The sequence below is a fragment of the Paenibacillus sp. LHD-117 genome (genome assembly GCF_030929555.1).
Classification (GTDB): domain Bacteria; phylum Bacillota; class Bacilli; order Paenibacillales; family Paenibacillaceae; genus Pristimantibacillus.
In genome coordinates, this window is the sequence record NZ_JAVFVT010000015.1 from 17,706 (window position 1) to 41,401 (window position 23,696).

Below are 23,696 nucleotides of genomic sequence, written 5' to 3' on the forward strand. Positions count from 1 at the left end.
GCAGCCAATTAAACTGGCTGCCGATTTTTTTGCGTTTATTGAGCTACCGTTTCCCGATAGCTTGCTGGCTGTACCGGCAAGTCTTCGATTAACCCAAGTGTCCGCGACGTTGAAGCATGCATTTCGCGGATCAGCTCCGGGTTTTTCAATAACGACAAGCCGTAAGAAGGAATCATTTCGTTTATTTTCGACTCCCACGTTTTAATATGCTGCGGGAAACATTTGGTTATGACTTCAAGCATGACAGAAACTGCGGTAGAAGCACCTGGAGAAGCGCCGAGCAATGCGGCGATCGAGCCATCAGCGGCGTTAATCACTTCCGTGCCGAATTGGAGCGTTCCCTTGCCGGCAGCGGTATCTTTGATAATTTGCACGCGCTGGCCGGCTACGAGCAATTCCCAATCCTCGCTTTTGGCGTCCGGAACAAATTGTCTCAGCTCTTCCATGCGCTGTTCTTTGGACAACATGACTTGCTTGATCAAGTAGGTCGTGAGCGGCATGTTCTTCACGCCCGCCGCCATCATCGTCACGAGATTATGTGGTTTAACGGAAGTGATCAAGTCGAACATGGAACCGGATTTCAGGAATTTCGGCGAGAAGCCGGCGAACGGCCCGAAGAACAACGATTCCTTGTTGTCGATAAACCGCGTGTCCAGATGCGGAACCGACATCGGAGGCGCGCCGACCGGCGCTTTGCCGTATACCTTCGCTTGATGCTGCGCCACAACCTCCGGCTTCCGGCACACCATGAACAGTCCGCTGACCGGGAATCCGCCGATTCCTTTTCCTTCAGGAATGCCGGACTTTTGCAGCAGATGCAGGCTTCCGCCGCCGCCGCCGATAAAGACAAACTTTGCTTTATGGCGCTCGATAGCGCCGCTGTCGATATTCTGTACTTTCAACTCCCACGAGCCGTCGCTAGCGCGCTTAATATCGTCGACGTTTTGTTTGAACCTTATATCGACGTTTTTGTTCTTCAAGTGGTCAAAGAGCAGTCGCGTTAAAGCGCCAAAGTTGACGTCCGTTCCGGATTCGATTCTCGTTGCCGCAATCGGCGTATCCGAGTCACGGTCTTTCATCATGAGCGGAATCCATTCCGCCAGCTTAGCCGGGTCGTCGGAGTATTCCATCCCATCGAAGAGCGGGTTGCCAGACAACGCTTCGAACCGTTTTCTCAAAAAGGTGATATCTTGTTCCCCTTGCACAAAGCTCATATGAGGCACCGGCACAATAAAGTCCCGCGGATTGCGGATCTGCTTGCTGTCTACAAGGTAAGACCAAAACTGCTTCGAAACCTGGTACTCTTCGTTTACTTTGATCGCTTTGCTAATATCGATGGATCCGTCCGGCTTCTCGGTTGTGTAGTTCAGCTCGCACAGGGAGGAATGTCCTGTTCCCGCGTTGTTAAGTTCGTTCGAGCTTTCCTCACCCGCTTTCGCGGCTCTCTCGATGACCGTGATTTTCCAGTCCGGCGCCAATTCCTTCAGCAGCGACCCCAAAGTAGCACTCATAATTCCGGCACCAATCAAGATAACGTCTGTTTCCGTTTGTCTGTTGCTCATTATAACCGTCCTTATATCCTATGATTTGCAGAAAGGATGTAGGCACCATGCATAGACACCCTGGCAGCAGCCAGTGCGTGAATTTTGTCACACATCTTTTCTGGATTCGTTATGTCCTGTTCTTAGTGTAACACTATTGCGATTAGATTAAAATAATTGTATATGCCATTGGAATTTTTTTTATGCGATTTTTGTCTGGTAAATCAGAAGGATGCTTCCACATGTGAAGAAAATTGATTGGTTTGCGCAAAGGATTGCAGCACTCGTGGGAGCGCTGGTTGGGGTACAAAACGTTTTTCATAAGATGGTAACGAAATCATTAGGAGCTCGCACACTGAGCCTGAATCGCAGACGACTCGAGGACAGTAATCTCGTACAAGAGATCTTCGACCATATTGTATTCAAAGCCATCGAACTTCGCATGGTGGCTGGTCGTGTTCTTCCGAAATGCTCGGAAACTTATAATATTCTTATGTGGTAAATAAGGCGTAGGTGCAGGTGCACACTACGCCTTAACATGGGATTTCTCCGCCCGGAATTGGCCCGGCGTACAATTGTAATGCTTGCGAAACACTTGCGTGAAATTCCGGACGTCGGGATAGCCGACCAGCTCGGCGATCCGCGTCACGGACAGTGCAGGATCGGCCAGCATTTCCGCCGCCCGCTCCAGCCTGAGCTTTGTCAAATATTCCTTGTACCCCGTCCCTGTCTTTTGCTTAAAGAGCTTGCTGAAATAGACCGGATTCAGATAGACGACAGAAGACAGGATCTCCAGCGACAGATTGTCTTGGAAGCTGCTCTTCATATATTGGATCGCGATGTCGATGACGTCGTTTTTGTGGTCCGCGGAGCTCCCTTCGCCTTCCGTTTCCGGCATTCTCTCCTCGCCGGACGTATAAATCTTGCGAATTTCCGATGGAATGGCATAAAAGTCGGTCTGAAGGTCGCTGACGTAAAGCTGGTACGGCACCTTCAGGCAGCGGTCCAAATGGGCGATCGCGCCGAGCCTGAACCATTCCGCCCCCGCTTCGTCCTTGAGCGTCACGACGCCGACCAGGAAGTCGCCGTCCAAATTCACGATAAAGCCGTTGCCGCATTGCCCGATATATTCCGTCATCACGTTTTCGACGATGAAATTGCGGAGCGACAGCTCCGGGTTGCTCTCCAGCTTGACGGCCAGCAAATGGAAGCGGTGATGCTCAGCCTGGATGGAGCGGAGATCGAACCTTCCGATGTCCAGTCCCTGTATCCATCTCCGGAATACCGCTTCGCGCAAATAGTTCAAATTTTGCTCCAACAACCCCCTGCCGGAAGGATGCGTCTCCTCCTGCGTCCACTCCTCCAGCAGCGCGGCGACCGTCTTCACGATTTGCTCTTTGCCGAACGGCTTTAAGATATAGTCCTTGGCCCCGAGCCGCAGCGCTTCCTGGGCATAGGCAAATTCGGAATGCGCTGATACGACGATCCATTTGATGCCCTTATGCGTGCCCCTCGCTTGCGCGAGCAGCTCGAGTCCGTTCATGCCCGGCATCATAATGTCCAGAAAGACGACATGGACCCTGTCGCGGAGAAGAATGCCCAGCGCCTCGGCCGCCGAAGCCGCGGTGCTGACCCGTACGTCGCCGAATGCTCCGTTAATCGTCCGCTTCAATCCTTCACGAATCGTCCTCTCGTCGTCCACGATGAGCACATGCATATTGCATTCCTCCCTGCCGATGTCTAGTCGCGTGGCTAAGTCCTAACCATTAAAGTCGGCGCCATGACGGTGACCGTCGTGCCGACGTTCACTTCGCTATCGATGCGCAAGCCGTAGCCAGCGCCGTACTCCAGAACCAGCCTGCGATGAACGTTCAGAAATCCGGCGCCTGAACCGCCCGACTCCCCGTAAATGGCGGGCTCGGCTGACATGCTCTCGCGCTCCTCCTCCTTCAGCCGGTTCCATTCCAATTGCTCGGCCCGCCGCAAGGATCGCTGAAGCTCCTTCAGCTTGTCCTCCGTTATGCCGGAGCCGTCGTCATGGATATGAATACAGGCCGTCTGTCCTTCCCTGGAAGCCGTGATAGTGATCGTTCCATCGCTGGTTCGGGCGGATAAACCATGGATTACGGCGTTTTCGATCAGCGGCTGCAAAGTCATCTTCGGCAGCTGCACGAGCAATAGTTCCTCGTCAATGCGGCGCTCGATATGAAAGCGGCCGTCGGAACGAGCGCTAATGATCGTCATATAGTGGTTGATCTGCTCCAATTCCTCGCCAAGCGTCGCCGAGGAGCTTCGCCAGTCGCTGCTGTAGCGGAACATGCGCGAGAGCGACAAGACAAGATTGGCGAGCTTCTCGTTTTCCTGCTCGTCGAGCAGCCAGTAGATCATGTCCAGCGTGTTGTACAGAAAGTGAGGATTGACCTGCGATTGCAGCGCATGGATTTGCGCGTTTTTTTCGCTGGCCGTCGCCATGATGTTGCGCTCCACCAAACCGTTGATTTCGCTTACCATCCGATTGAAATGATTGTTCAAATAATTGATTTCCTCATAAGAATGCCTCGATTTCAGCTGCGTGCTGAGGTCTCCCCGTTCTACCCGCCTCATCTCCTGCACAATCGTTTTGATCGGCCTCGATACCGAACGGGAAAGAAACACGGCAATCGCCACGGCCAATATAACGATTCCGATCGTCACGATCACAAAGTAGCGGTTGGCGGCCGCTTGCTCCACCTTGGCGACCGGCTTCGGCGTGATGGACAGCAGTTTCCATTCGAGCTTGGGGTCTTCCGCCGTCACAATCAGATGGTCCGAATCGCTGGCGTCCAGCGCCTGGTTGCGGAACGGATAACGGGATAAGTCGGTCAGCTCGGCAGCGCTTTCTCCTTCCCCGGGATGCGAAGAAACCAGAAGCGAGTCCGATGCCGAATAGACATAGGTGCGGCTCTCTGGTTTGATCATCAAATTATTCATGGAGGATTGGAACGTTCGCGGGTCGGCCTCGATGACAAGCACGCCGAGCGGCCTGGTCGTGTACAGGTTCGTCATGACGCGTCCGAACGTGAAGACGGGATCCTCCCGGACGGTCAAGGAGTCCTCTCCCAGCATCCCGCCCCATAAGAGCGAGCCGTCCGATTGGCGCAGCTCCTTCAGCCACTCGCTGTCCATAAAGCCGGGATTGACTTCATGCGTCGTCGATTCGTAGCTGTACACGTTGCCGGCGGGCGATATGATGTGGATGCTCTTCACGTCGTTGTAGCTATAATAAATCGTGCCGAGCGCCCCCATCATAAGCAGCATCTTGTTGAACTCGCCCTGCGGAGTTGTCTCTTCGCGGGATAGCAGTCGCTGGATTTCCGCGTTGCTCATGATCGATTTGGTCAGGCTGTCATATCCTCTGGCAAGAAGCGCAAAATTATCCATCGCTTGGGATACGTTCCTTTGCGCGGCTTCGCCTACCCTCAAATCGATCTGCTGCGCCGTATACCGATAAAAGATGCCCGTGAGCCCGGTCAGCAGCGCGAGCGTGGAGAGCAAAATCCACATCAGCAGCCGAGCGCGGAACGTATTCAGCCGAATTCTCTTCAAGCCGTGCGCCTCCTTGCATGCGGACAAGGACTATCCTTTGACGGCGCCGGCTACCATGCCTTTCGTAATCTTGTCCGAGAGGATGAAGTAGACGATAATGACCGGAAGTGCTCCCAGCACCAGGAATGCTCCGATCGCGCCGTAGTTCGCCGTATACTGGCCGACGAAGCTGTTCAGACCGAACGGCAGCGTCTTCAGCGAATCGGCGGACAGGAAGGTTGCCGCGATAATGTATTCGTTCCAGATAGAAATAAAGGTTAATATCGTAACGGTCATGATCGGCGGGACAGTTATCGGAAGGATGATGTTGAAAAAGATCCGGTAAATGTTTGCGCCGTCGATCATCGCGGATTCTTCGATTTCGGTCGGGATGCCTCGCAAAAATCCGGAAAGGATAAATACCGCAAGCGGGATGGAAAACGCGACGTACGGTATGATGATCGAAGCATGCGTATTCAATATGTCCATGTTTTTGAATATGACCATCAAAGGAAGCAGCGTCGATTGAATCGGTATCATGATACCGACCATAAATACCAGCATGACGACGTTGCCGTACCGCCATTTGAATCTCGTGATCGCATAGGAAACCATTCCGCTGAAGACGATAGTCAGCACCAGCGTAATGCCGGTCACCCAGATGCTATTGCCAATATACTTCATATAATTGCCCGAAGTAAATGCGTCGGCGTAATTCTCCCACATCAACTTCTTCGGCAAAGCAAAAAACTGGCCTGACGTAATTTCGCTGTTCGTCTTTAAAGAATATAACAGCAGCCATACGAGCGGGTAAAGCTGCGTGACGGCCAAGATGCCCATAAATATCCACGCGCAAGCGCGCCTTACGGAACGAAAGTCCTTCATCGTACATCTCTCCTTTCTCTAAGAGGCGGCATCCTCGGCGCGCTTGAACACCATGTTCAGCAGAACCGTCATCACCAGGCAGAAGATGACCAGGAACGTGGATATTGCGCTTCCGTAACCATATTTGAAGGAATTGAACGTCATGTAATACATATGCGTGGAGATGACCTCGGTCGTATTGGCCGGTCCCCCGCCCGTCATGACGACGATGAGATCGAACGCCTTGAGCGAGCCGATAACCGCCAGAACCGTGGAAATCTTAATGACGGGTGACAGCAGCGGAAGCGTGATGTAACGGTCGGCCTTGAAGCCCTCCGCCCCGTCGATGCTGGCCGCTTCATAGATATCCGTGGAGATGTTTTGAACCCCCGTGAATTGAATAAGAACGTGATAGCCGATATATTGCCAGAAAATAACGAAGCACAGTGCGAAGATGGCGACCTCCGTATCCGCCAGCCATGTTTTCGTCCATGATTCGAGCCCGACCTTGACCAGCATCTGGTTCAGCATGCCGCCCAGCGACGCCGGATTATAGATCGCCTTCCACAGTTGGCCGATGACGACGACGGATAGGATAACCGGCAAAAAGTAGCTGGAGACGAGGAAATTGGGACGTCTCACGTAACGGCTCAGCAATATCGCGACTACGATCGCGATCGGAATTTGTGCCAAGGAGGCAACCGAAATGTATAACGTCCTCAAAACCGACGGCCAAAAGATGGGGTCCTGCGTAAACAATACTTTATAATTGTCCAGTCCGACAAAAACTTGCTCGCCCATGCCCGCCCACTCCACGAACGAGTAGTAGACCGACACGAGGATCGGCGCGAACACAAACGCCAAATAGAACAACAGACAGGGAAGGACGAATACCGCCAGCGTCCATTTGCCTACTCTCAATACTCCGTTCACTCGCTTTCCCTCCCGCACGTATGCAATCGCAAAGGGAACCTTTCGGCTCCCTTTACGCGTCACGCTTTTTCTTATTTTTTGTTAAGCTCCCACGTTTTTTGATGCTCGGCAGCCAGTTCTTCCACGTTGACGTCTTTGATCAGCAAGCTTTGCAGACCGGTCAAGTGCGTTTGCGTCGTTGCCGGCTCGATCACGTTGTCAAAGTTCATGTCGCCGCCTTGAACCTCGTTAAAGCGCGCCAATGCTTCAATCGCAAGTTCGGAATAACCGGCCGCCTTGAAGTCGCCGTCCACCTTTTGCGCGAGGCCTACGGCCGCTTTTTTGTCGAATGCGACTTTCGGATAGTTGAGCAGCAGGTATTTCAGAAACTTCTTACTTTCATCCAGATGGTCGCTGTTTGCACCAAGCGCGTAAGCCGTTCCCGGAGCAACGACGTAGTCCGAAGGGTTGCCTTTGCCGCCGACCGTCGGGAACGGAAGGAAGCCTACTTTGCCATTTACCGCTTCGGAAGCGTCGATCGACGCAACTTCCCAAGTTCCCATGAAGTACATGGCGGCTTTACCGTCGCGGAACTGCTGGGAAGCCGTGTTGTAGTCGTACGTTGCGGCGCCTTCTTGGTAAGCGCCTGCTTGAATCAGCTCTTTCGTTTTTTGGAGCGCCTCGATGAATACCGGGTCCGTAAATTGTTTGTTGCCGGCGACGACTTCGTCCAAAAATTTAGGTCCGCCGCTGACGCGCTGCAGCACGTTCGTGAACATGAAGGACAGTGGCCATTTGTCTTTACCGCCCAGAATCATCGCCGGAATGCCCGCTTCCTTGAATTTCGGCACAGAAGCCACGATGTCTTCGAACGTTTTCGGAACTTCGACTCCGGCTTTCTCGAACAGCTCTTTATTGTAGAAGATGCCCGCGATGTTCATGTTGTAAGGAAGAGCGTACACGTTGCCGTCGAACGAGTAGTAGTCGAGCACGCCTTCCAGGAACGTTCCTTTCAGCTCGACGTCCAGCATGTCGTTCAGCGGGGCAAGCACTTTACCGTTCGCGAAAGGCTGAAGCTGGGCTCCCGGGTTCACCATTGTTATGTCGGCGACTTCGCCTGAGGCCGCTTGCGTCTTCAGCTTAACCTTCTGCTGCTCGATATCGAGCCGGTCCCATTCGATCTTGACGTTCGGATTTTCTTTCATATAATTATTGACGATTTCTTCTTCGACCTGATATCCCGGAGTGGATTTATCCGTTTGCAGAGTTTGGAACGTCAGGGTAATTTTTTTGCCTTCCGTTTTGTCGCCGCCCGCAGGCTCGTTGCCGGAGTTCACTTCATTGCCGGCGCCGCATGCGGCAAGCGTGAAGGTGAGCGCCGTTGCCAAAACCAAGCTTAATGCGCTTTTTTTGTTCATGTTTCGAATCCCCCTCTAGATATGTGATCGCTTACAGGTTTACTTTAACCCGTTTCGACATTATGTAATATCCTAAAAATCAACATCTTGTGTTGAAATTTTCTACATATTTCTCGAACCGAAAAAATTATTAAAAGGGTTCCACTGATCGAATATCAATATTCACGTATCAGAACGTAAAGAGGATCGCCAACCACCTGTCCAAGCAGGTAGGATAAGGCGATCTTCCTAGGTTTCATACCAGGGCTTTGTCAACAGCCTGAGCCCCGAATACATGTATTCGGGGCCATTCATGTTGTTACTATTTCATAACTAATGAGTTTCCTTGGCGAAGGCAAACGCTCCCCCGCTATAAGATTCTTCCGGGTTAGGACGACGTACGGGCTCGGGGCCCGAGATGCTTAGAATCCAAGCCGCGTACCAGCGACCGAGACCTTTAAGCAGCGGCGTCAACAGCAGGACGAATACCAAGCCGACCCCGCCGGCGATCCAGGAGCGATGAGCGGACGTCAAGTTCCAGTCGAGCAGCTGGTCCAGCCCCCATGCGTTAGAGAACAAGTCGAAATCGAACAGCCGCATGCTTACCTCGTAAGCGATCGGCGAGAGCAGCACCGCGAAAGCCGTTATAGGCAACACGATGGCGCAGGTGAATGCCGCGATGCCGATCGGAAGCTGCAAAATCCCGAATAGGATACTGCGGTACGATCTACCATCCTTCAGAACGGACAGCAGCCAGGACCGCCATCCCTGCTGTTCTCCGGCAGTAGGGTCCGGAGGAGCGGAATCGGCAGGTTGCTCCTTTCCCTGGAGCCAGGCCGCCGCGAATCTTGCTTCTCCAACCATGATCGAACGGCACAGGACCAGCGTCGCAGCCAGCAGCGGGATGCCGATCAGAAATACCGATAATGGAAGACTTGCGGACAATCCGGCTACGATAACGACAAATGCAGCGATTCCCTTGGGAAGAGACAGGACGAGCATTTTCCACGCCTGTAAGGCGCTTGGCTTCCTCATTTACACAACCACGCTTTCTCGTTTTGTTGCTCTCATTGTAGCCTTTTCCGCTAGGTATCATCCTCCTCCTGGCGAATGGAATCGGAGCCGGACCTTGGTCCAGTTCGGCGGTTGTCATTCAGCAGCGTTCGCGTCAGCATGTTTCAAAAAATCATCGATTGTTGCCAACTTTCATTCCCCCAATCAAAGATTTTGACCAAAAATACATTCCCATTCCGAACAAAGTGATCATACCGCCTAACAATTGAAAGAAAGTAATCGTTTCCCCTAATAATAGAAAAGCCAGAATGATGGCAAGAACAGGCTCTCCAATGATGCCTACTGAGACGGTAGTTGCCCCGATCGATTTTAACAATAGATTGAAAATATATTGTCCAAAAATAGTTGGAATGATCGCAAGCAACAAAAAATAAGTCCAATCGGATGAGTCATAATCAATTAATGAGTAATGATTAAACAAATTGTAGACGAGCATGACGGTGCCGCCAATAAAAAAAACGATAGTGCTGTACACATTGGCATCGAGTTTACGGCTTACTTTCTGGCCCGCCAGCAGATAGGCTGAAACGAAGAGTGTGCCTAATAACGAAAGGCCGTCTCCAATTAACGCCTTTTTCGAAATCCCTATGTCCCCGCAAGCTATAATGATTGAGCCAAAAAGAGCAGCGATCAAGCAGAAAACTGTTAGCAGACTAGCTCGTTCCTTAAACAAAAAATAGGAGCCAATCATGACAAACAAAGGCTGTAATGACAAGATGACCATGGAGCTTGCAACTGAGGTAAAGACCAGCGATTCCATCCAAAACAGAAAGTGTAACCCTAGAGATACACCGGCTAAAACAACGATACCCCACTCTTTTTTATTCATCACTACGGTGCGAAGCATCTTCCACGGTATAAAAGCGAGCAGGATGATGACGGAAATAAACAATCTGTACATCCCAGCCACAGAAGTAGGTGTATCCGAAAATTTTATCATGATGGAAGAGATAGAAACGGACAAAATACTGATGAATAACAAAATAAAAGGATGAGAAGATGAAGTAGATTTCTTTAATTTGACCATAGTTCCTCCAAGCTGTTAGAACAATTACCCGTGCACGGAATTGTAAGGATACGCCGAAGCTGGATATAATAATATCATCGCAGATGTTTGTTTTGTGTAATTAAATCCCTCATTTATATCGATATATCGTCAAATAAAGGAGATGCACTTTGAAGAAACAACTATACGAAGCTATTCGGTATCCTGACGAGGCATTTCCATACATCATGTACACACATACGAATCATGGTTCTATTCCTGAAGGCAGAGGAGTTAACGATCTACATTGGCACGAAGAATTACAAATGACTTTAGTGACCAAAGGGAAACTAACGATACAAATCAACGGAATCAACTATGATTTAGATACGGGGCAGGCCATCTTTATCAATAAGAGTGTCCTTCACGTTGTTACATACCTATCTCATGACGGGGAGTATGTCAGCTTCAATTTTCCGGAGAAGCTGCTCGCCTTTTATTCAGACAGTGCCATGGAAAAAAACTATGTACTTCCTTATACCAATTCTTTTCTACTTTCATTAGAAATCAAAGGAGATGTGGAGTGGCAAAATCAAGTTCTGCAATTACTTTGGGATATGAAGAAGGAATTTGAAAAGAAAAAAACCTGGGGATGGCAGTATGAGGTTTCCATCAAAACGGTTCGATTATGGTTAATTCTAATATCCAATATTTCGTTATCTTCAGAAGAGTCCTCTAAACATAACAGACGTGAGCAAGAGAGACTGCAACTAATGCTTAGCTTTATCCACCAAAACTATACAAACCATATAACCTTAAAGGAAATTGCTGCTATCGCACATTTAAGTGTTTCGGAGTGCACTCGCAGCTTTAAAAAAAGCATCCATATGACTCCCTATAACTACTTGATTAAGTATCGAATTAAGAGGAGCTGCGAACTGTTAGAATCTAATAAATATACGATAACTGAAATTGCCGGGAGAGTTGGCTTCAATCATGTAAATCATTTTATTCAGTCTTTTAAAAAACATCATGGCATTACACCTAAGGAATTCCGTAAAATAACGTATTAGCACGAAGGGCTGTCCCTAAGTCATCTACGACGCCGCTATAAGATCCTTCCGAGTTAGGACTGCGCACGGGCTCGGGGCCCGAGACGCTAAGAATCCAAGCCGCGTACCAGCGGCCGAGACCTTTAAGCAGCGGCGTCAACAGCAGGACGAATACCAAGCCGACCCCGCCGGCGATCCAGGAGCGCTGGGCGGACGTCAAGTTCCAGTCGAGCAGCCGGTCCAGCCCCCATGCGCTAGAGAACAAGTCAAAATCGAACAGCCGCATGCTTACTTCGTAAGCGATCGGCGAGAGCAGCACCGCGAAAGCCGTTATAGGCAACACGATGGCGAAGGTGAACGCCGCGATGCCGATCGGAAGCTGCAAAATCCCGAATAGGATACTGCGGTACGATCTACCGTCCTTTAGAACGGACAGCAGCCAGGACCGCCATCCCTGCTGTTCTCCGGCAGTCGGGTCCGGAGGAGCGGAATCGGCAGGTTGCTCCTTTCCCTGGAGCCAGGCCGCCGCGAATCTCGCTTCTCTAACCATGATCGACCGGCACAGGACCAGCGTCGCAGCCAGCAGCGGTATGCCGATCAGAAATACCGATAATGGAAGGCTTGCGGACAATCCGGCTACGGCGACGACGAATGCAGCAATTCCCTTGGGAAGAGACAGGACGAGCATTTTCCACGCCTGTAAGGCGCTTGGCTCCCTCATAAACACAACCACGCTTTCTCGTTTTGTTGCTCTCCGCTAGGTATCATCCTCCTCCTGGCGGATGGAATCGGAGCCGGACCTTGGTCCAGTTCGGCAACATCAGCTTGAACACCGCGATCTTTTGCGTAGCCGAGATGAAGGTCTACGCATTATTAAACTAAAATTCTCCGTTAGTTAAATTTTCTTGGTGAATTTATAATCAACTGGTCCATCTAATAGCGTGGGTCCAGTTAAGTACATCCGTATAAGGAGTCCCGCCAACATTAACGAAATTATGTCGTAATCATGATCACGTCAGATACGAAAATGTTCAATTACATAATCACGAAATGTTCTAGCCGCGAGCGACAGGTAACGATCTTTCATCCACGCAAGATGAAGGGTCCATTGACATGCAGGTTCTTCGATATGAAGGAAAGTGAGGGAGGGGTGCTCTCTGTGCGCTGCGGCTGGCAGGAATGCGATCCCGAGTCCCGTCCGAACGAGACCGGGAATGGCTGCCGGCTCATCGCCTTCACATACCATCCGGGGTGTAAAGTTTGCTTGCTTACAGAACATTTCGATCAGATCACGAAAGCTGTTACCCTTCTTGAGTGAAATAAAGTCTTCCTGAGCAACTTCTGAAAGAGATATTCGCTTCGAACCAGCCAGCCTATGCGTGGATGGCACTACAATCATGATCTCCTCCGTAACCAGTGGGACATCGATAATATCAGCACGGCCTATCGATGCCGTCGTCAGGAAGAAATCAATCTCCTGGAGCTCAAGAAGCTGCAGCTTATCTTTCTCCGAGGAAGCTTGCGTGATTTTAAAGTTAACATTCGGATATTGAACCAAATAAGGAGACAGCACCTCCGATAAGCGATTTAGCGTCGTGACGGCCAGTGATACCCCCCCTTTTTCCAACCCAGCCAATTGCGCAACTTCCCTTCGTCCTTCCTCTAGGCTGGCCAGCGCAATGTCTACTCTCGTCAGATAAGCTCTCCCATATTCATTCAAGCGAATTTGTCTGCCGACTCGATCGAATAATGCGACCCCCAAATCTCCCTCTAATTTTGAAATTGTCATACTGAGCGCTGGTTGGGCAATATGTAATTCCCGTGCTGATTGCGTCATATGCTCCGTGCGTGCAACGGACTGAAAATATTTCAAATGCAATAAATCCATCGCAATTTCACCTCTGACTCATATATAATTTATTATCAATATATACTAAAATATATATTTTTATTAATGATTTATCAATCATATAATTGACATATCCTAACGGAATCAAGGAGGTGACCCCATGGCACAATCGATAGCTCGAACCGCCACCCTGTCATCAGACAACACAGATAAACTTATTCGAAAAATAGCGTGGGTTATTGCGCTTGGCGTACTTCTAAATCCATTGAATTCATCCATGATCGCGGTCGCTCTGCTTCGGATCGGCAATGAATTTCAAGTTAATGTTGCAACCGTAACATGGCTTATCTCAGGCTTCTATTTAGCGGGAGCCATAGGACCTTCTCTTGCAGGTAAGCTCTCCGACTTATTCGGAGCCAAGAAATTATTCGCGATCGGATTACTGCTCGTCGTGATCAGTAGTTTATTCGCGGCGTGGGCTCCGAACTTCGGTACGCTTTTGACACTGCGAATTGTACAAGCTTTAGGCAGTACGGTAGCTTTTCCGGCAGGTATGTCCATACTTCGCTCTGTCACCGTGCAGCATGATCCAAAACAAGGATCCAACGGAATCGCTTCGGCATTAGGTCTCATTTCCATTACAGCGAACGTCATGGCCGCTTTTGGACCGACGCTCGGCGGATTCCTCGTTGGGTATGTCAGCTGGTATGCAATTTTCTGGATCAACATTCCGATTGCCATTGTCGTTCTGCTATTCGTACGCTTATGGTTACCCGCTGACCGAATGAAGCAGCCGGAACACAGTGGGAGCGCGATACCTGCGCAGAGTATCTGGAAGCGGATCGATATACTGGGGATCATTCTTTTTACAATCATGCTTACAACCGTAATGTTATTCCTGCTGTCTCTGTCAAACGGGATGTATTGGTGGCTTCTAATAATTGCCGCCATTTCAGCCATTTCCCTTGTCAGATGGGAGCATCGCGCTTCAAGTCCGTTTCTCAATATTCAAATGCTGTCTTCGAACCGCCGCCTGCTGTCCGTATTTCTACAATTTGCGGGTGTAAACATCGTCTTCTATGCACTCTTCTTCTGTATGCCGTTATGGCTCGATCAAGTGAAGGGCTTTGATCCGAAAACGACGGGACTGCTTATGCTTCCATTTGCAGGATTAGGTGTGATCATGACTCCGATCGCTGTCAGAATGAATAAACGCTACGGCTATCGTACAACCATTATCGCTGGTAATGTTGTACTGATTCTCGGCACTGTATTGCTGCTGTTTCTCGGCGATAAAAGTTCTATCCCTATCATTCTCATGGTTACCGCAGCACTTGGCATTCCAAACGGGCTTAATAATATGGGATTACAGACCGCTCTATACCATGTGACCCAACCCGAAGAGACCGGAATCGCTTCGGGACTGTTCCAAACGTTCCGCTCGATTGGGAGTATATTATCCACCAGCTTACTAGGTTTGATCTTTGGCAGCAATGTCACTTCAAGCGGATTGCATACGATCGCTCTGATAACCTCTGGACTTGGTGTCGTACTGCTCCTTATCAGCAGTTCACGGCAATTGAAATAACTCCCTAAGATGTACCTCTTAGTATTCTTGGCGAATATCGATTTCTATTTAGCCCCTATTAGAACTTGGCAGTACACCCCTTACTTCGATACAATAATATTGAGGCGGAGGGGAACGAAATGAAGAAGAAGCAATATGACCTTAATTTCAAGAAAATGGTGGTAGCCAAGGGGAAAGAGATTGGCAACATGACCGCTGTAGCAAGGCAACATGAGCTTGATCCGAAGATGGTGCTCCGATGGGCCAGAGAACTGAACCGTAAGGATATTGATCAACTGGACGGGACAAGCATGAAGCAAGCGAAGTTTGTTCCAACTGCTGAAGATTATGCACAGCTTGAGAAAGAGAATGAGAAATTGAAGAAGCTCTATGCAGAGCAAGCCTTAGAGAGGGACATTCTCAAAGACCTACTAAAAAAAACGAACCCGCACTTGCGGATAAAATAGAGATTGCCCAGAAATATATCGTACAAGGGCATGGCATTAGCTTTGTGCTCCGTGTACTTGAAGTGGAGCGATCCACGTATTATGCACATGTGAATAGAATACAGCAGCAAGTTCAAGAGACAATCCACAGGGCCGGTCGCCCCGCACCTGGTTTATCCTATACACAAGACGGCAAGCCAATCAGTGATGAGCAAATTTGTGAATGGATCATGGAGTTCTTAGCAGGAGAAGGCGCGAATTACGGTTACCGCAAACTCACGGTGCTTCTTAAGAGACGCCATCGACTGAAGATCAACAAGAAGAAAGTCTACCGCCTATGCAAGCTGATGGATGTGCTTCGTCCGCAGCGAAAAATAAAGCTTAAGCATCCTAAGCGACTTGCGAACAATCGCGTAATCACGGGCCTGCGTTCGAAGAAAGCGTACTTTAAAAGGATGTGCACCGCCCTTGTACCGTAACCTTTATCGCGTTGGTCTCTGTCGATTTGAATACCAATGCTAAACGTACCGTTCCGCTCGTCAATACTGTTTAGATTGATTCCACCGACATTTTCACCTTTTAAATTCTCTATGGTGAACATAATCCTATTCGCTGAGAAGTCAGAATATGTTTCTGCAAACGACTTTGCTTCTTTAATTGTAGGTGGCAACTCAATCGCACACTCCAAGAGACGTCGCGCGGGTGTATCAAAGCGATTTATATAGTGACTTTCCCAATCTTCTGGTTGTATTGCTCGCAACCTTATTGCATCATCTTGCCAAAAATAATTGTTGTAATTTACCTCTCGCATAAAAGCACCCCCATTATGTCTTCACATTCTACTAAACCAAATAAATTGATTAACTATTTGGGAAAAATCAATTCAAACTAACTAGCCCCGCCAATTACACTAATCTGCCCTTTATCTTAATAAAACAAGAAGCAGCTGCCGCGGCGAACTGCTCCTTGTTCGTTCAACTATGGCTGCTACTAAATTACTAGATATCTCGTTTCTCATACTCAAAGGGTTCTTCACACGAGTAAATTTCATGAAAAAATCCCATATACGGGATATCGTCTTCCAGGCATTTTATGCGATACGACAACTCCTCATCACACTCTGGCTCTTCGCCGTTGTTCCGCATTACCTCGAATGCATCTACAATACCTTCCATGAGGTTTACTTGGATAAATAAGGGCAATTTTTCTAGCATTGAATCTTCGATCCTAGTCTCAGATCTGTATCCCTCGAGGGCTGTTTGAAAATAATCATCCATGAACTTTTTGCGTTTACCGGCATCTGGTTCAAATTGTATCCAGCCCACTCCGTTTGTCCAGAGACTGGCCAAGTCAAACATATACCAGCAGTAACAAGAATTATCGAAATCATATACGGTTATTTGCCCGGTATCAAAATCTATCGAATAATTCCCATCGTTGTAATCAAAATGGACCATACCGAAAGACTCACGGTTCCTATCCAACCCTTCTAAGGTTTTAAGGAGCTCCACTAGCTTCTCCTTAAGCAGAGAGAAGGAGCCGGGTATCCGCTTATCGATATACTCGGCATTGTATTTATCAAAAAAACGATACCGGCGATGGACAGGATTATATCCTTTCGATATTTGGTGCAGCTTCCCCAGGACTTTACCACAGTTAAAATAATATTCGGCAATAGGAACTCCTTCCCGATACCGATAATGATTGTCCACAAATCTTTTTCCCCTAGCCTTTTCAAACAAGCAGATAAAAAAGGTGTGATTATGATGACTGATCTCTTCCAGCAGATTCCCCTTCCTGGAGCTGACTACATCCGAGACACTTCCTCCATGCTCAAATAAATACCGGATATACTCAACTTCGGCCAGAAAATCTTCCCGGCTCCTGTCATTTAAGAAGGCGATTCTGAGTATTTTTGCTTCGGCGCCCTCTTTCTCACAGTTATAAACGACATTCCGCCCTCCATCATGTGCTTTAACAAGCTTATGTTCATAACCTTCCAACCCATACAACTCTGATGCTAATGGAAGTAAATAAGCATCAGCGATTTTAACAACCTCGTTATAAGTTATACGATCTCCTCCTTATGAGCGATATCCGAACCTCTAATCGTTCAATTATCCAAAATTTTACACGTCGAATCAGGTTATCACAATAGAAATATCAATTATAACTAAACTGTCCTCCCTGTTTCCCGATAGCTGCTTGCCCATTACCGAAGGGGCAAGCTTTTTTTCGCGCGCTGTGGTATATTTTGACCAATATGGGTTTCGATCCTACCCTGGAGGAGAGTCGGATTGCATTGAAAAAGACCAGTTTGTTGGCCAAATTTTTAATATCTTATATTCTGGTGCTTCTGCTGCCCACCATCATCATTCTCGTCTATTATTATCCGTATTCCGCGAAAATCGCGAAGGATAAAGAGATGGAATGGAACGCGCACGTGACCGAACAGTTTATGACCTCCATGGACATATTTACGCGCTACGTTTACGACCTGCCGTCGGAGCTGCTGCAGAACCGGGACTTGAAGCTGTACGCGGCAATGGAAAACGATTATCAACGGATCGTCATCGCAAACGAAATGAGAAAATATAACGCGACGGACGATTTTATCGACAACACGCTGCTGTACGTCAAAAATATCGGCTATCTTTTCGCTAAAACTGGAAGCGTTTACAACGTAGGTGACTTCGCCCGGCGCGGGGTCGGGTACTATTACGAGAACTGGCCGCACGAGGAAATGTTCAGGCAGCTCGACAGTCTTACCCTACCGGAAGTCAGGCCAGCCGAGGACGTCATCGTGCCCGGCAATAATCGGATGCGGATGCTGACCTTCCTGCTGCCGCTCCCCCTCGGCGGAGAAAACTCGCCCGGGGCGGTTCTAATCTTGGTCAAGGAAGAGACGGTCATCCGCTTGATGAAGTCCGTATCGGAGTCGTACAGCGGAGATTTCTTCATCTTCGACGAGAAGGGCAATCGGCTCGTCGCCTCGGATGCCGCCGCTTACGGGAATTCGGACGAATTCCGGGCGCTGGTATCCCGCCTCGGCGAGAGCGGCTCAGGCTCGGGCATTCATCGGATCGACGGGCAGGACGTCATCGTGTCTTATAACGCGTCGGACAAGAACGGCTGGCAATACGTCAGCCTGCTGCCCGTATCCGAATCGCTGGAAAGCATCCGCACGATCCAGAGGAATACCGTGGTTCTGGTGCTGCTGATCCTGCTGGCGGAAGTCGTCGTCATCTACATATCGATCCGCAAAAATTATCATCCGATCAAGCGGCTGGTCAGCCTCGCGACGGATGTGTTCGAGCATCGGGAGCCGATGCGGATGAACGAAATCGAGACGATCCAGTATACGCTCGACCGGCTTTCCACCGCCAACAGCAAGCTGGACGAAAGCGTGAGGCGCACGCTGCCGATTATGCGGGATAACCTGCTGTTCGAGCTAGCGAGCGGCCATTTCGAGGATTGGGAAACATTTCAGCGGGAAGCCGCCGAATACGGGGTGAACATCGAAGGGCCGCTCGTGACGGCGTCCATCTTGTCCTTTGAGGCGGACGCGCACTGCGGCAGCGTGACGGAGCATTGCCGGATGGCGGAGGAGAGGCTGCCGGAGGGAACGAGCGGTTATTTTTTCAAAAGCATCTATAAGCAGGAGATGATCTTCATCTGCAACCATGCCGCGGACTTCCCGTTAAGAGCCTATCTGGACGAGCTTCAGCGGGAGCTTGCCGCGCGGACCGGCGCGTACTCCCTGATCGGCATCGGCACGCCGGAGAGCTCCGTCCGTCCGGAGGGCGTCCATCTGTCTTATTTGCGGGCCGTGCGTACAGCCGAGCATCTTCGCATACGGAAGCAGCACACGATGCTCGCGTTTGACGAAATCGAGGTTTCGCAGACGGGCACGGTTTCTTATTTCGCCGAGCTGCTGCAATCGCTGGAAATGGCTATTTTGAAAAACGACGTCGGCGTCGCCCGATCGATCATGGACCGGATCATCGATTATTTCGTCAGCGACGGGATGCCGCCGCATTTGGTGAGAACGGTATACCTGAATACGATAAGCGTCGTGATCAACGGTCTTCAGCGGTTCCGGCACGACGACGGTAGCCTGCTCTTGCTGACGGACGCGGCTTTCCAGAAGCGCTATACAATCGAGCAGATGGCCGGAATCATGCGGGAAAGCTGCGGCAAGCTTTGCGACATTATCCATCTTACGCTGCCGTCCTCCCGGACGGCGTCGCAGGAGGAGATTTTGACGGTGATCGAACAGAAAGGGATGGATCACGATTTTTCGCTGCAGACGATGGCCGATCATTTCGGCATGTCGCTCTCCGGCTTCAGCTATCACTTCAAGCGAACGATGGGCCAAAATTTCAAGGAATATATCGACCGGCTCCGCATTCAAAAATCGATCCAACTGCTGCGAGGCACGGACGAAACGCTCGATTCCATCGCGCAGCAGGCCGGTTACTCGAATACGTCGAGCTTTATCCGCGCGTTCAAAAAAATTGCCGGCACGACGCCCGGCCAGTACAGGGATACGCATAGGCGCACTTTTTGAACATATGCAGTTTTTCGAAGGGCCGAATCCGCCCTGTTGGCAAGCGCTTACACGATCTAAGGGATAATCGCTTTCAAAAACTGGCGACCGCTCAAAAACTGCCCGTTTACTCCGTCCCGGATAAGGAGATAGAGTGATGGAGCAAAGCGAAATCGGACCAAACATAAGGACAACGCCGACAGACCATGCGATTTTGCTTGCCATATTATTGAAGGGGGTATCGTAATGAGGAAAAGGATTCATTGGTGTCTAGCTCTCATTCTGGTTGTATCCGCAATACTGGCAGGCTGTTCAGGCTCTAACGGGGAGAATGGAAATGAAAGCGTTAACGGCTCTTCTGGCAACGGCGGCAGCGGCGAAAAGGTGAAATTGACTGCGATTATTACGAAGCATCCGCTCACGAAGCCGCTCGGCGAGATGGAATGGCTCCAGCAGGTGGAGGATGCGGCCGGCGTCGATATCGAATGGCAGGAAATTACGGCCGACTGGGGACAAAAGAAAGGCACGATGCTGGCAAGCGGCGACGTTCCGGACTTGTTCGTTGGTCCGAACATCATTACGGATGCCGACTTCGCTCAATTCCAAGGGCTCTTCCAGGACTTATCCGAACTTGTCGTGCAAGCGCCGAACGTACAACAGATGTTCGCCGAGAAGCCGGAGACGAAAGCGATCGCCACGCAGCGGGACGGCCGCATCTACGGCTTGCCGAAATATCAGGCGTTCTGGCCGGATACCGTCAACCGGCAGTACATTAACCAGCAATGGCTCGATAACCTCGGCCTGAGCACGCCGACGACCTGGGACGAATTATATGACGTATTGGTAGCGTTCAAGGAAAAGGACGCTAACGGCAACGGGGATCCGAACGATGAGATCCCGATGGACTGGCCGGGCGGCATCGGCGGTTATTTCAATCCGGCCGTGCTCCTGGGGAGCATGGGAATTACGCTTGCTTCGGAGGTAAGCGGACAGGGCTATTTCGTCGAGGAGGGCAAAGTGAAAAACTTCCTGACCGACGACCGCTACAAAGAAATGGTCCTGTTCCTGAACAAGCTGTACAAGGCCGGCTTGATCAATCCCGAGGTTTTCACTCACGACTATACGAAATTTCAATCGGTTGCCCGCGGCGAGGGGGATACGGCGAAGGTTGGCTTCACCTGGGGCTGGGTCGCGTCGGACCGGTTCGGCGAGCAGGTCGCGCCGCAGTACGCGTCGCTGCCGCCGCTTAAGGCATCGGCCGGTTATTCGGGTCCGTTGTCCTGGAGCTACGATTATTATTCCTTGAATTTCGGCACCAATCATATCGTTATGTCGGCAAAAACGAAAAACAAGGAAGCGGCGATGAGATTCATCAATGAGCTTTATAACCCGAAGGTAGGCATTCAGGTCTTGTTCGGCTCGATCGGTCCGAACATCAAGGACAACGGCGACGGAACCTATGCCGTGCTGCCGCCGCAGGACGCGAAGATGGACCCGGGAACGTGGAAATGGACCTCCACGTGGGCGGATAACGGTGCATTCTACATTTCCGACTCGACGAAGCTCACGCTCGGCAAGGACATGCAGGAGGTGCTGACGCATTCGGAGCCGCTGAAGGACGTGCTTTCGCAGGTAAACCCGGAAACCGACGTCTATCCGGCCATGTTCATTAAATACGAGACGGCAGACAATAACACGATGAGCCTTAACAACACGAACGTGATGAATCTGGCCAACGCCAGCTTTGCCAAGTGGGTCACCAAGGGCGGCGTCGAGAACGAATGGGATACCTACGTGAATGAAAGCAAGAAGGCCGGCCTCGATCAAAATCTGGAAATCATGCAGAAATATTACGACGAATACAGGAGCAAGCCATAACAAAATCACTGACGGAAGAAGCTGCTCCGCGCCATAAGGGAGCAGCTTCTTCCGCAAGGAGGGATTTCGATGCGCTCTGGATCGGTTTTCAGCACGCTTAAACGCGACTATCAATTGTGGATCATGGTATTGCCCGCTATTGCAATCATCTTTATTTTCAGCTATATCCCCATGTACGGGGTGCAGCTCGCGTTCCGGGATTTCGATTTCAGCAAAGGGCTTACCGGCGGCGAATGGCAGGGGCTTCACTACTTCAAGCAGTTCATAGACAGCTATTTGTTCACCGACTTGATGAGAAATACGTTCTTCATCAGCTTCGCGACGATCGTCGTCGGCTTTCCCGCCCCGATCGTCCTGGCGCTCATCCTGAACCAGATCCGCAGGAAAAAGGCGAAACAACTCATGCAGACGACGGTGTACCTCCCTCACTTTATTTCGGTGATCGTGCTCGTGGGGATGCTGAACGTCCTGTTGTCGCCGGAGACGGGCATCGTCGGCCATTTGATGAAATCCGCGGGTCTCGGCCACATCAATTTGCTCGCTTCAACCTCCACGTTCATCCCGACCTACGTCCTGTCGGATATTTGGCAGCACTGCGGCTGGAACAGCATCATTTATTTGGCGGCGTTGTCTACCGTGGACCCGCAGCTTTACGACTCCGCCAAAATGGACGGGGCAAGCCGGTGGCAGACGATCCGTTACATCGACATCCCGGCTCTGATCCCAACAATTATCATTTTGTTCATCCTCAGCATGGGGAACATTCTGAGCACCGGCTTCGAGAAAATTTTCCTCATGCAAAACGCGCTGAACCTGCCGGTGTCCGAGGTGATCGCGACGTACGTGTACAAAATCGGCATCGTGTCCAACCAGTTCAGCATGGCTTCGGCGATCGGTTTGTTCAATACGGTCATCAATTTTATTTTCCTGTTTGCGATGAACGCCATTTCCAGGCGCGTTTCCAATACAAGCTTGTTCTAACGGCTTAACGAAGGAGGAATAGCCATGGTTCGTCTTCGGCTTAGCGGCGGCGAAATCGTTTTTCGAACCGTTTTAATCGCGTTATGCGCATTGATTTTTCTGGCGGTCGCGTACCCGCTTTATTTTATCGTCATCGCCTCCATAAGCGATTCCACGATGGTGTCGACCGGCAAAGTATTGGTGTTTCCGAAGGGGATCAGCTTTTTCGGGTACAACGAAATTTTCCGCGACGAACGGATTTGGACCGGCTACCGGAATACGATGTTTTACACGATTGCCGGTACGCTCGTCAATCTGCTGTTCACCTTGCCCGCGGCCTACGTGCTGTCGAGGAAGGAATTCAAGGCCAGGCGCTTCATTATGTTCGCGTTCGTCTTCACGATGTTTTTTAACGGCGGCCTGATCCCGACTTACCTGCTCATGAAGGACCTGCACCTGACGAATACGTTCTGGGTATTCATTATTCCGTTTTGCGTCAACGTCTTTTATTTGATTATTGCTCGGACGTTCTTCGAGGCCTCCTTGCCGCCTGAGCTATACGAGGCTGCGGCGATGGACGGCTGCTCGCATTTCGTCTATTTCGTCAAGGTGGCGCTGCCGCTGTCCAAAGCGCTCATTTCCGTTGTGGGGCTTTATTATCTGGTCGGGCATTGGAACGATTTTTTCACCGCGCTCATTTATATCCGAGATAACGAATTAAAGCCGCTGCAAATCATTCTGCGGGATATTCTGCTGTCGAACCAGGTGTTCGCAGGCGGCGCGGGCACCGGCGGGGCGTCGGGCGGCTATGCGCAAAAGTATGCCGACCAAATCAAATACGGCGTCATTATCGTATCGACGCTGCCGATTCTCGTGCTCTACCCGTTCCTGCAAAAATATTTCGAGAAAGGCGTCATGATCGGCTCCGTCAAAGGCTGAGCCGGTCGATTTACCGGGGGATTTCTTCATTATAGGATTGCTGCCCGTTACTTCTACGAAAAACGGCAGCCGATCGAGTGGCCGGCTGCCGTCACGTTGTGGCGATCCAGTGGTTATTT

The 23,696-nt window shown here is 50.2% G+C and carries 20 protein-coding genes and 1 pseudogene; 9 read left to right on the top strand and 12 right to left on the bottom strand.

All coding sequences use genetic code 11. The features are described from left to right. Window positions 1-35 precede the first annotated feature (35 nt). Window positions 36-1,562 carry a malate dehydrogenase (quinone) gene (gene mqo, locus RB620_RS13340; protein WP_308095044.1) on the bottom strand — a complete coding sequence of 509 codons (1,527 nt, stop codon included), beginning with the start codon at window positions 1,560-1,562 and terminating at the stop codon, window positions 36-38. 223 nt (window positions 1,563-1,785) lie between these two features. Between mqo and RB620_RS13345 the strand changes: the two genes are divergently transcribed. Further along, window positions 1,786-2,043 (top strand): hypothetical protein, encoded by a 258-nt coding sequence (locus RB620_RS13345; protein ID WP_308095045.1) that lies wholly within the window; start codon window positions 1,786-1,788, stop codon window positions 2,041-2,043. A gap of 24 nt (window positions 2,044-2,067) precedes the next feature. Here RB620_RS13345 and RB620_RS13350 read toward each other — a convergent pair whose 3' ends face one another. The 7 genes from RB620_RS13350 to RB620_RS13380 all read right to left on the bottom strand — a co-directional run bounded on the left by RB620_RS13350 (window position 2,068) and on the right by RB620_RS13380 (window position 10,379). Continuing rightward, on the bottom strand, window positions 2,068-3,258 hold the full coding sequence (locus RB620_RS13350) for a response regulator (protein ID WP_308095047.1): 1,191 nt from the start codon (window positions 3,256-3,258) through the stop codon (window positions 2,068-2,070). 35 nt (window positions 3,259-3,293) lie between these two features. Further along, window positions 3,294-5,126, bottom strand: coding sequence for a sensor histidine kinase (locus tag RB620_RS13355; RefSeq protein WP_308095050.1), 1,833 nt, complete (start codon window positions 5,124-5,126; stop codon window positions 3,294-3,296). 30 nt (window positions 5,127-5,156) lie between these two features. Further along, on the bottom strand, window positions 5,157-5,990 hold the full coding sequence (locus tag RB620_RS13360; protein WP_308095052.1) for a carbohydrate ABC transporter permease: 834 nt from the start codon (window positions 5,988-5,990) through the stop codon (window positions 5,157-5,159). An 18-nt stretch (window positions 5,991-6,008) separates the two neighbouring features. After that, window positions 6,009-6,902: a carbohydrate ABC transporter permease gene (locus tag RB620_RS13365; RefSeq protein ID WP_308095054.1), complete on the bottom strand. Its 894-nt coding sequence runs from the start codon at window positions 6,900-6,902 to the stop codon at window positions 6,009-6,011. Window positions 6,903-6,973: 71 nt separating this feature from the next. Then, complete coding sequence (locus RB620_RS13370; protein WP_308095056.1) at window positions 6,974-8,299, bottom strand: extracellular solute-binding protein; 1,326 nt, start codon at window positions 8,297-8,299, stop codon at window positions 6,974-6,976. A 312-nt stretch (window positions 8,300-8,611) separates the two neighbouring features. Beyond that, window positions 8,612-9,313, bottom strand: coding sequence for a sensor domain-containing protein (locus RB620_RS13375; protein WP_308095058.1), 702 nt, complete (start codon window positions 9,311-9,313; stop codon window positions 8,612-8,614). 151 nt (window positions 9,314-9,464) lie between these two features. Further along, window positions 9,465-10,379 carry a DMT family transporter gene (locus RB620_RS13380; protein ID WP_308095060.1) on the bottom strand — a complete coding sequence of 305 codons (915 nt, stop codon included), beginning with the start codon at window positions 10,377-10,379 and terminating at the stop codon, window positions 9,465-9,467. A 149-nt stretch (window positions 10,380-10,528) separates the two neighbouring features. Here RB620_RS13380 and RB620_RS13385 point away from each other — a divergent pair, with 149 nt between their 5' ends. Beyond that, window positions 10,529-11,410 (top strand): helix-turn-helix domain-containing protein, encoded by an 882-nt coding sequence (locus tag RB620_RS13385; RefSeq protein ID WP_308095062.1) that lies wholly within the window; start codon window positions 10,529-10,531, stop codon window positions 11,408-11,410. Here the strand turns inward: RB620_RS13385 and RB620_RS13390 are convergent. Then, window positions 11,382-12,110 (bottom strand): sensor domain-containing protein, encoded by a 729-nt coding sequence (locus RB620_RS13390; protein WP_308095065.1) that lies wholly within the window; start codon window positions 12,108-12,110, stop codon window positions 11,382-11,384. The two genes, RB620_RS13385 and RB620_RS13390, sit on opposite strands and share 29 nt — an antisense overlap. A gap of 294 nt (window positions 12,111-12,404) precedes the next feature. Next, a complete protein-coding gene (locus RB620_RS13395) occupies window positions 12,405-13,277 on the bottom strand; it encodes a LysR family transcriptional regulator (RefSeq protein WP_308095067.1) in 873 nt (290 codons plus the stop codon). 121 nt (window positions 13,278-13,398) lie between these two features. On the opposite strand from RB620_RS13395, the gene RB620_RS13400 reads away from it, so the two are divergent. From RB620_RS13400 to RB620_RS30345, 3 genes and pseudogenes are all read left to right on the top strand, one after another. Next, entirely contained in the window at window positions 13,399-14,826 is a 1,428-nt protein-coding gene (locus RB620_RS13400) for an MFS transporter (protein WP_308095069.1), read from the top strand. Window positions 14,827-14,945: 119 nt separating this feature from the next. Further along, on the top strand, window positions 14,946-15,272 hold the full coding sequence (locus RB620_RS13405; RefSeq protein ID WP_308095071.1) for a transposase: 327 nt from the start codon (window positions 14,946-14,948) through the stop codon (window positions 15,270-15,272). Window positions 15,273-15,481: 209 nt separating this feature from the next. Continuing rightward, window positions 15,482-15,565: pseudogene (locus RB620_RS30345) on the top strand (hypothetical protein); the annotation flags it as partial. A gap of 14 nt (window positions 15,566-15,579) precedes the next feature. Here RB620_RS30345 and RB620_RS13410 read toward each other — a convergent pair. Further along, window positions 15,580-16,062 (bottom strand): GNAT family N-acetyltransferase, encoded by a 483-nt coding sequence (locus tag RB620_RS13410; RefSeq protein WP_308095074.1) that lies wholly within the window; start codon window positions 16,060-16,062, stop codon window positions 15,580-15,582. 187 nt (window positions 16,063-16,249) lie between these two features. Further along, window positions 16,250-17,323, bottom strand: coding sequence for a phosphotransferase enzyme family protein (locus tag RB620_RS13415; RefSeq protein ID WP_308095223.1), 1,074 nt, complete (start codon window positions 17,321-17,323; stop codon window positions 16,250-16,252). Between the two features lie 230 nt (window positions 17,324-17,553). On the opposite strand from RB620_RS13415, the gene RB620_RS13420 reads away from it, so the two are divergent. From RB620_RS13420 to RB620_RS13435, 4 genes are all read left to right on the top strand, one after another. Then, entirely contained in the window at window positions 17,554-19,821 is a 2,268-nt protein-coding gene (locus RB620_RS13420) for a helix-turn-helix domain-containing protein (protein ID WP_308095075.1), read from the top strand. A gap of 225 nt (window positions 19,822-20,046) precedes the next feature. Beyond that, the gene (locus RB620_RS13425) at window positions 20,047-21,678 is read left to right on the top strand and encodes an ABC transporter substrate-binding protein (RefSeq protein WP_308095076.1); all 1,632 of its coding nucleotides are present in this window, start codon (window positions 20,047-20,049) and stop codon (window positions 21,676-21,678) included. A gap of 69 nt (window positions 21,679-21,747) precedes the next feature. Then, the gene (locus RB620_RS13430) at window positions 21,748-22,659 is read left to right on the top strand and encodes an ABC transporter permease (RefSeq protein ID WP_308095077.1); all 912 of its coding nucleotides are present in this window, start codon (window positions 21,748-21,750) and stop codon (window positions 22,657-22,659) included. 24 nt (window positions 22,660-22,683) lie between these two features. Then, window positions 22,684-23,577, top strand: coding sequence for a carbohydrate ABC transporter permease (locus RB620_RS13435; protein WP_308095078.1), 894 nt, complete (start codon window positions 22,684-22,686; stop codon window positions 23,575-23,577). Window positions 23,578-23,696 lie beyond the last annotated feature (119 nt).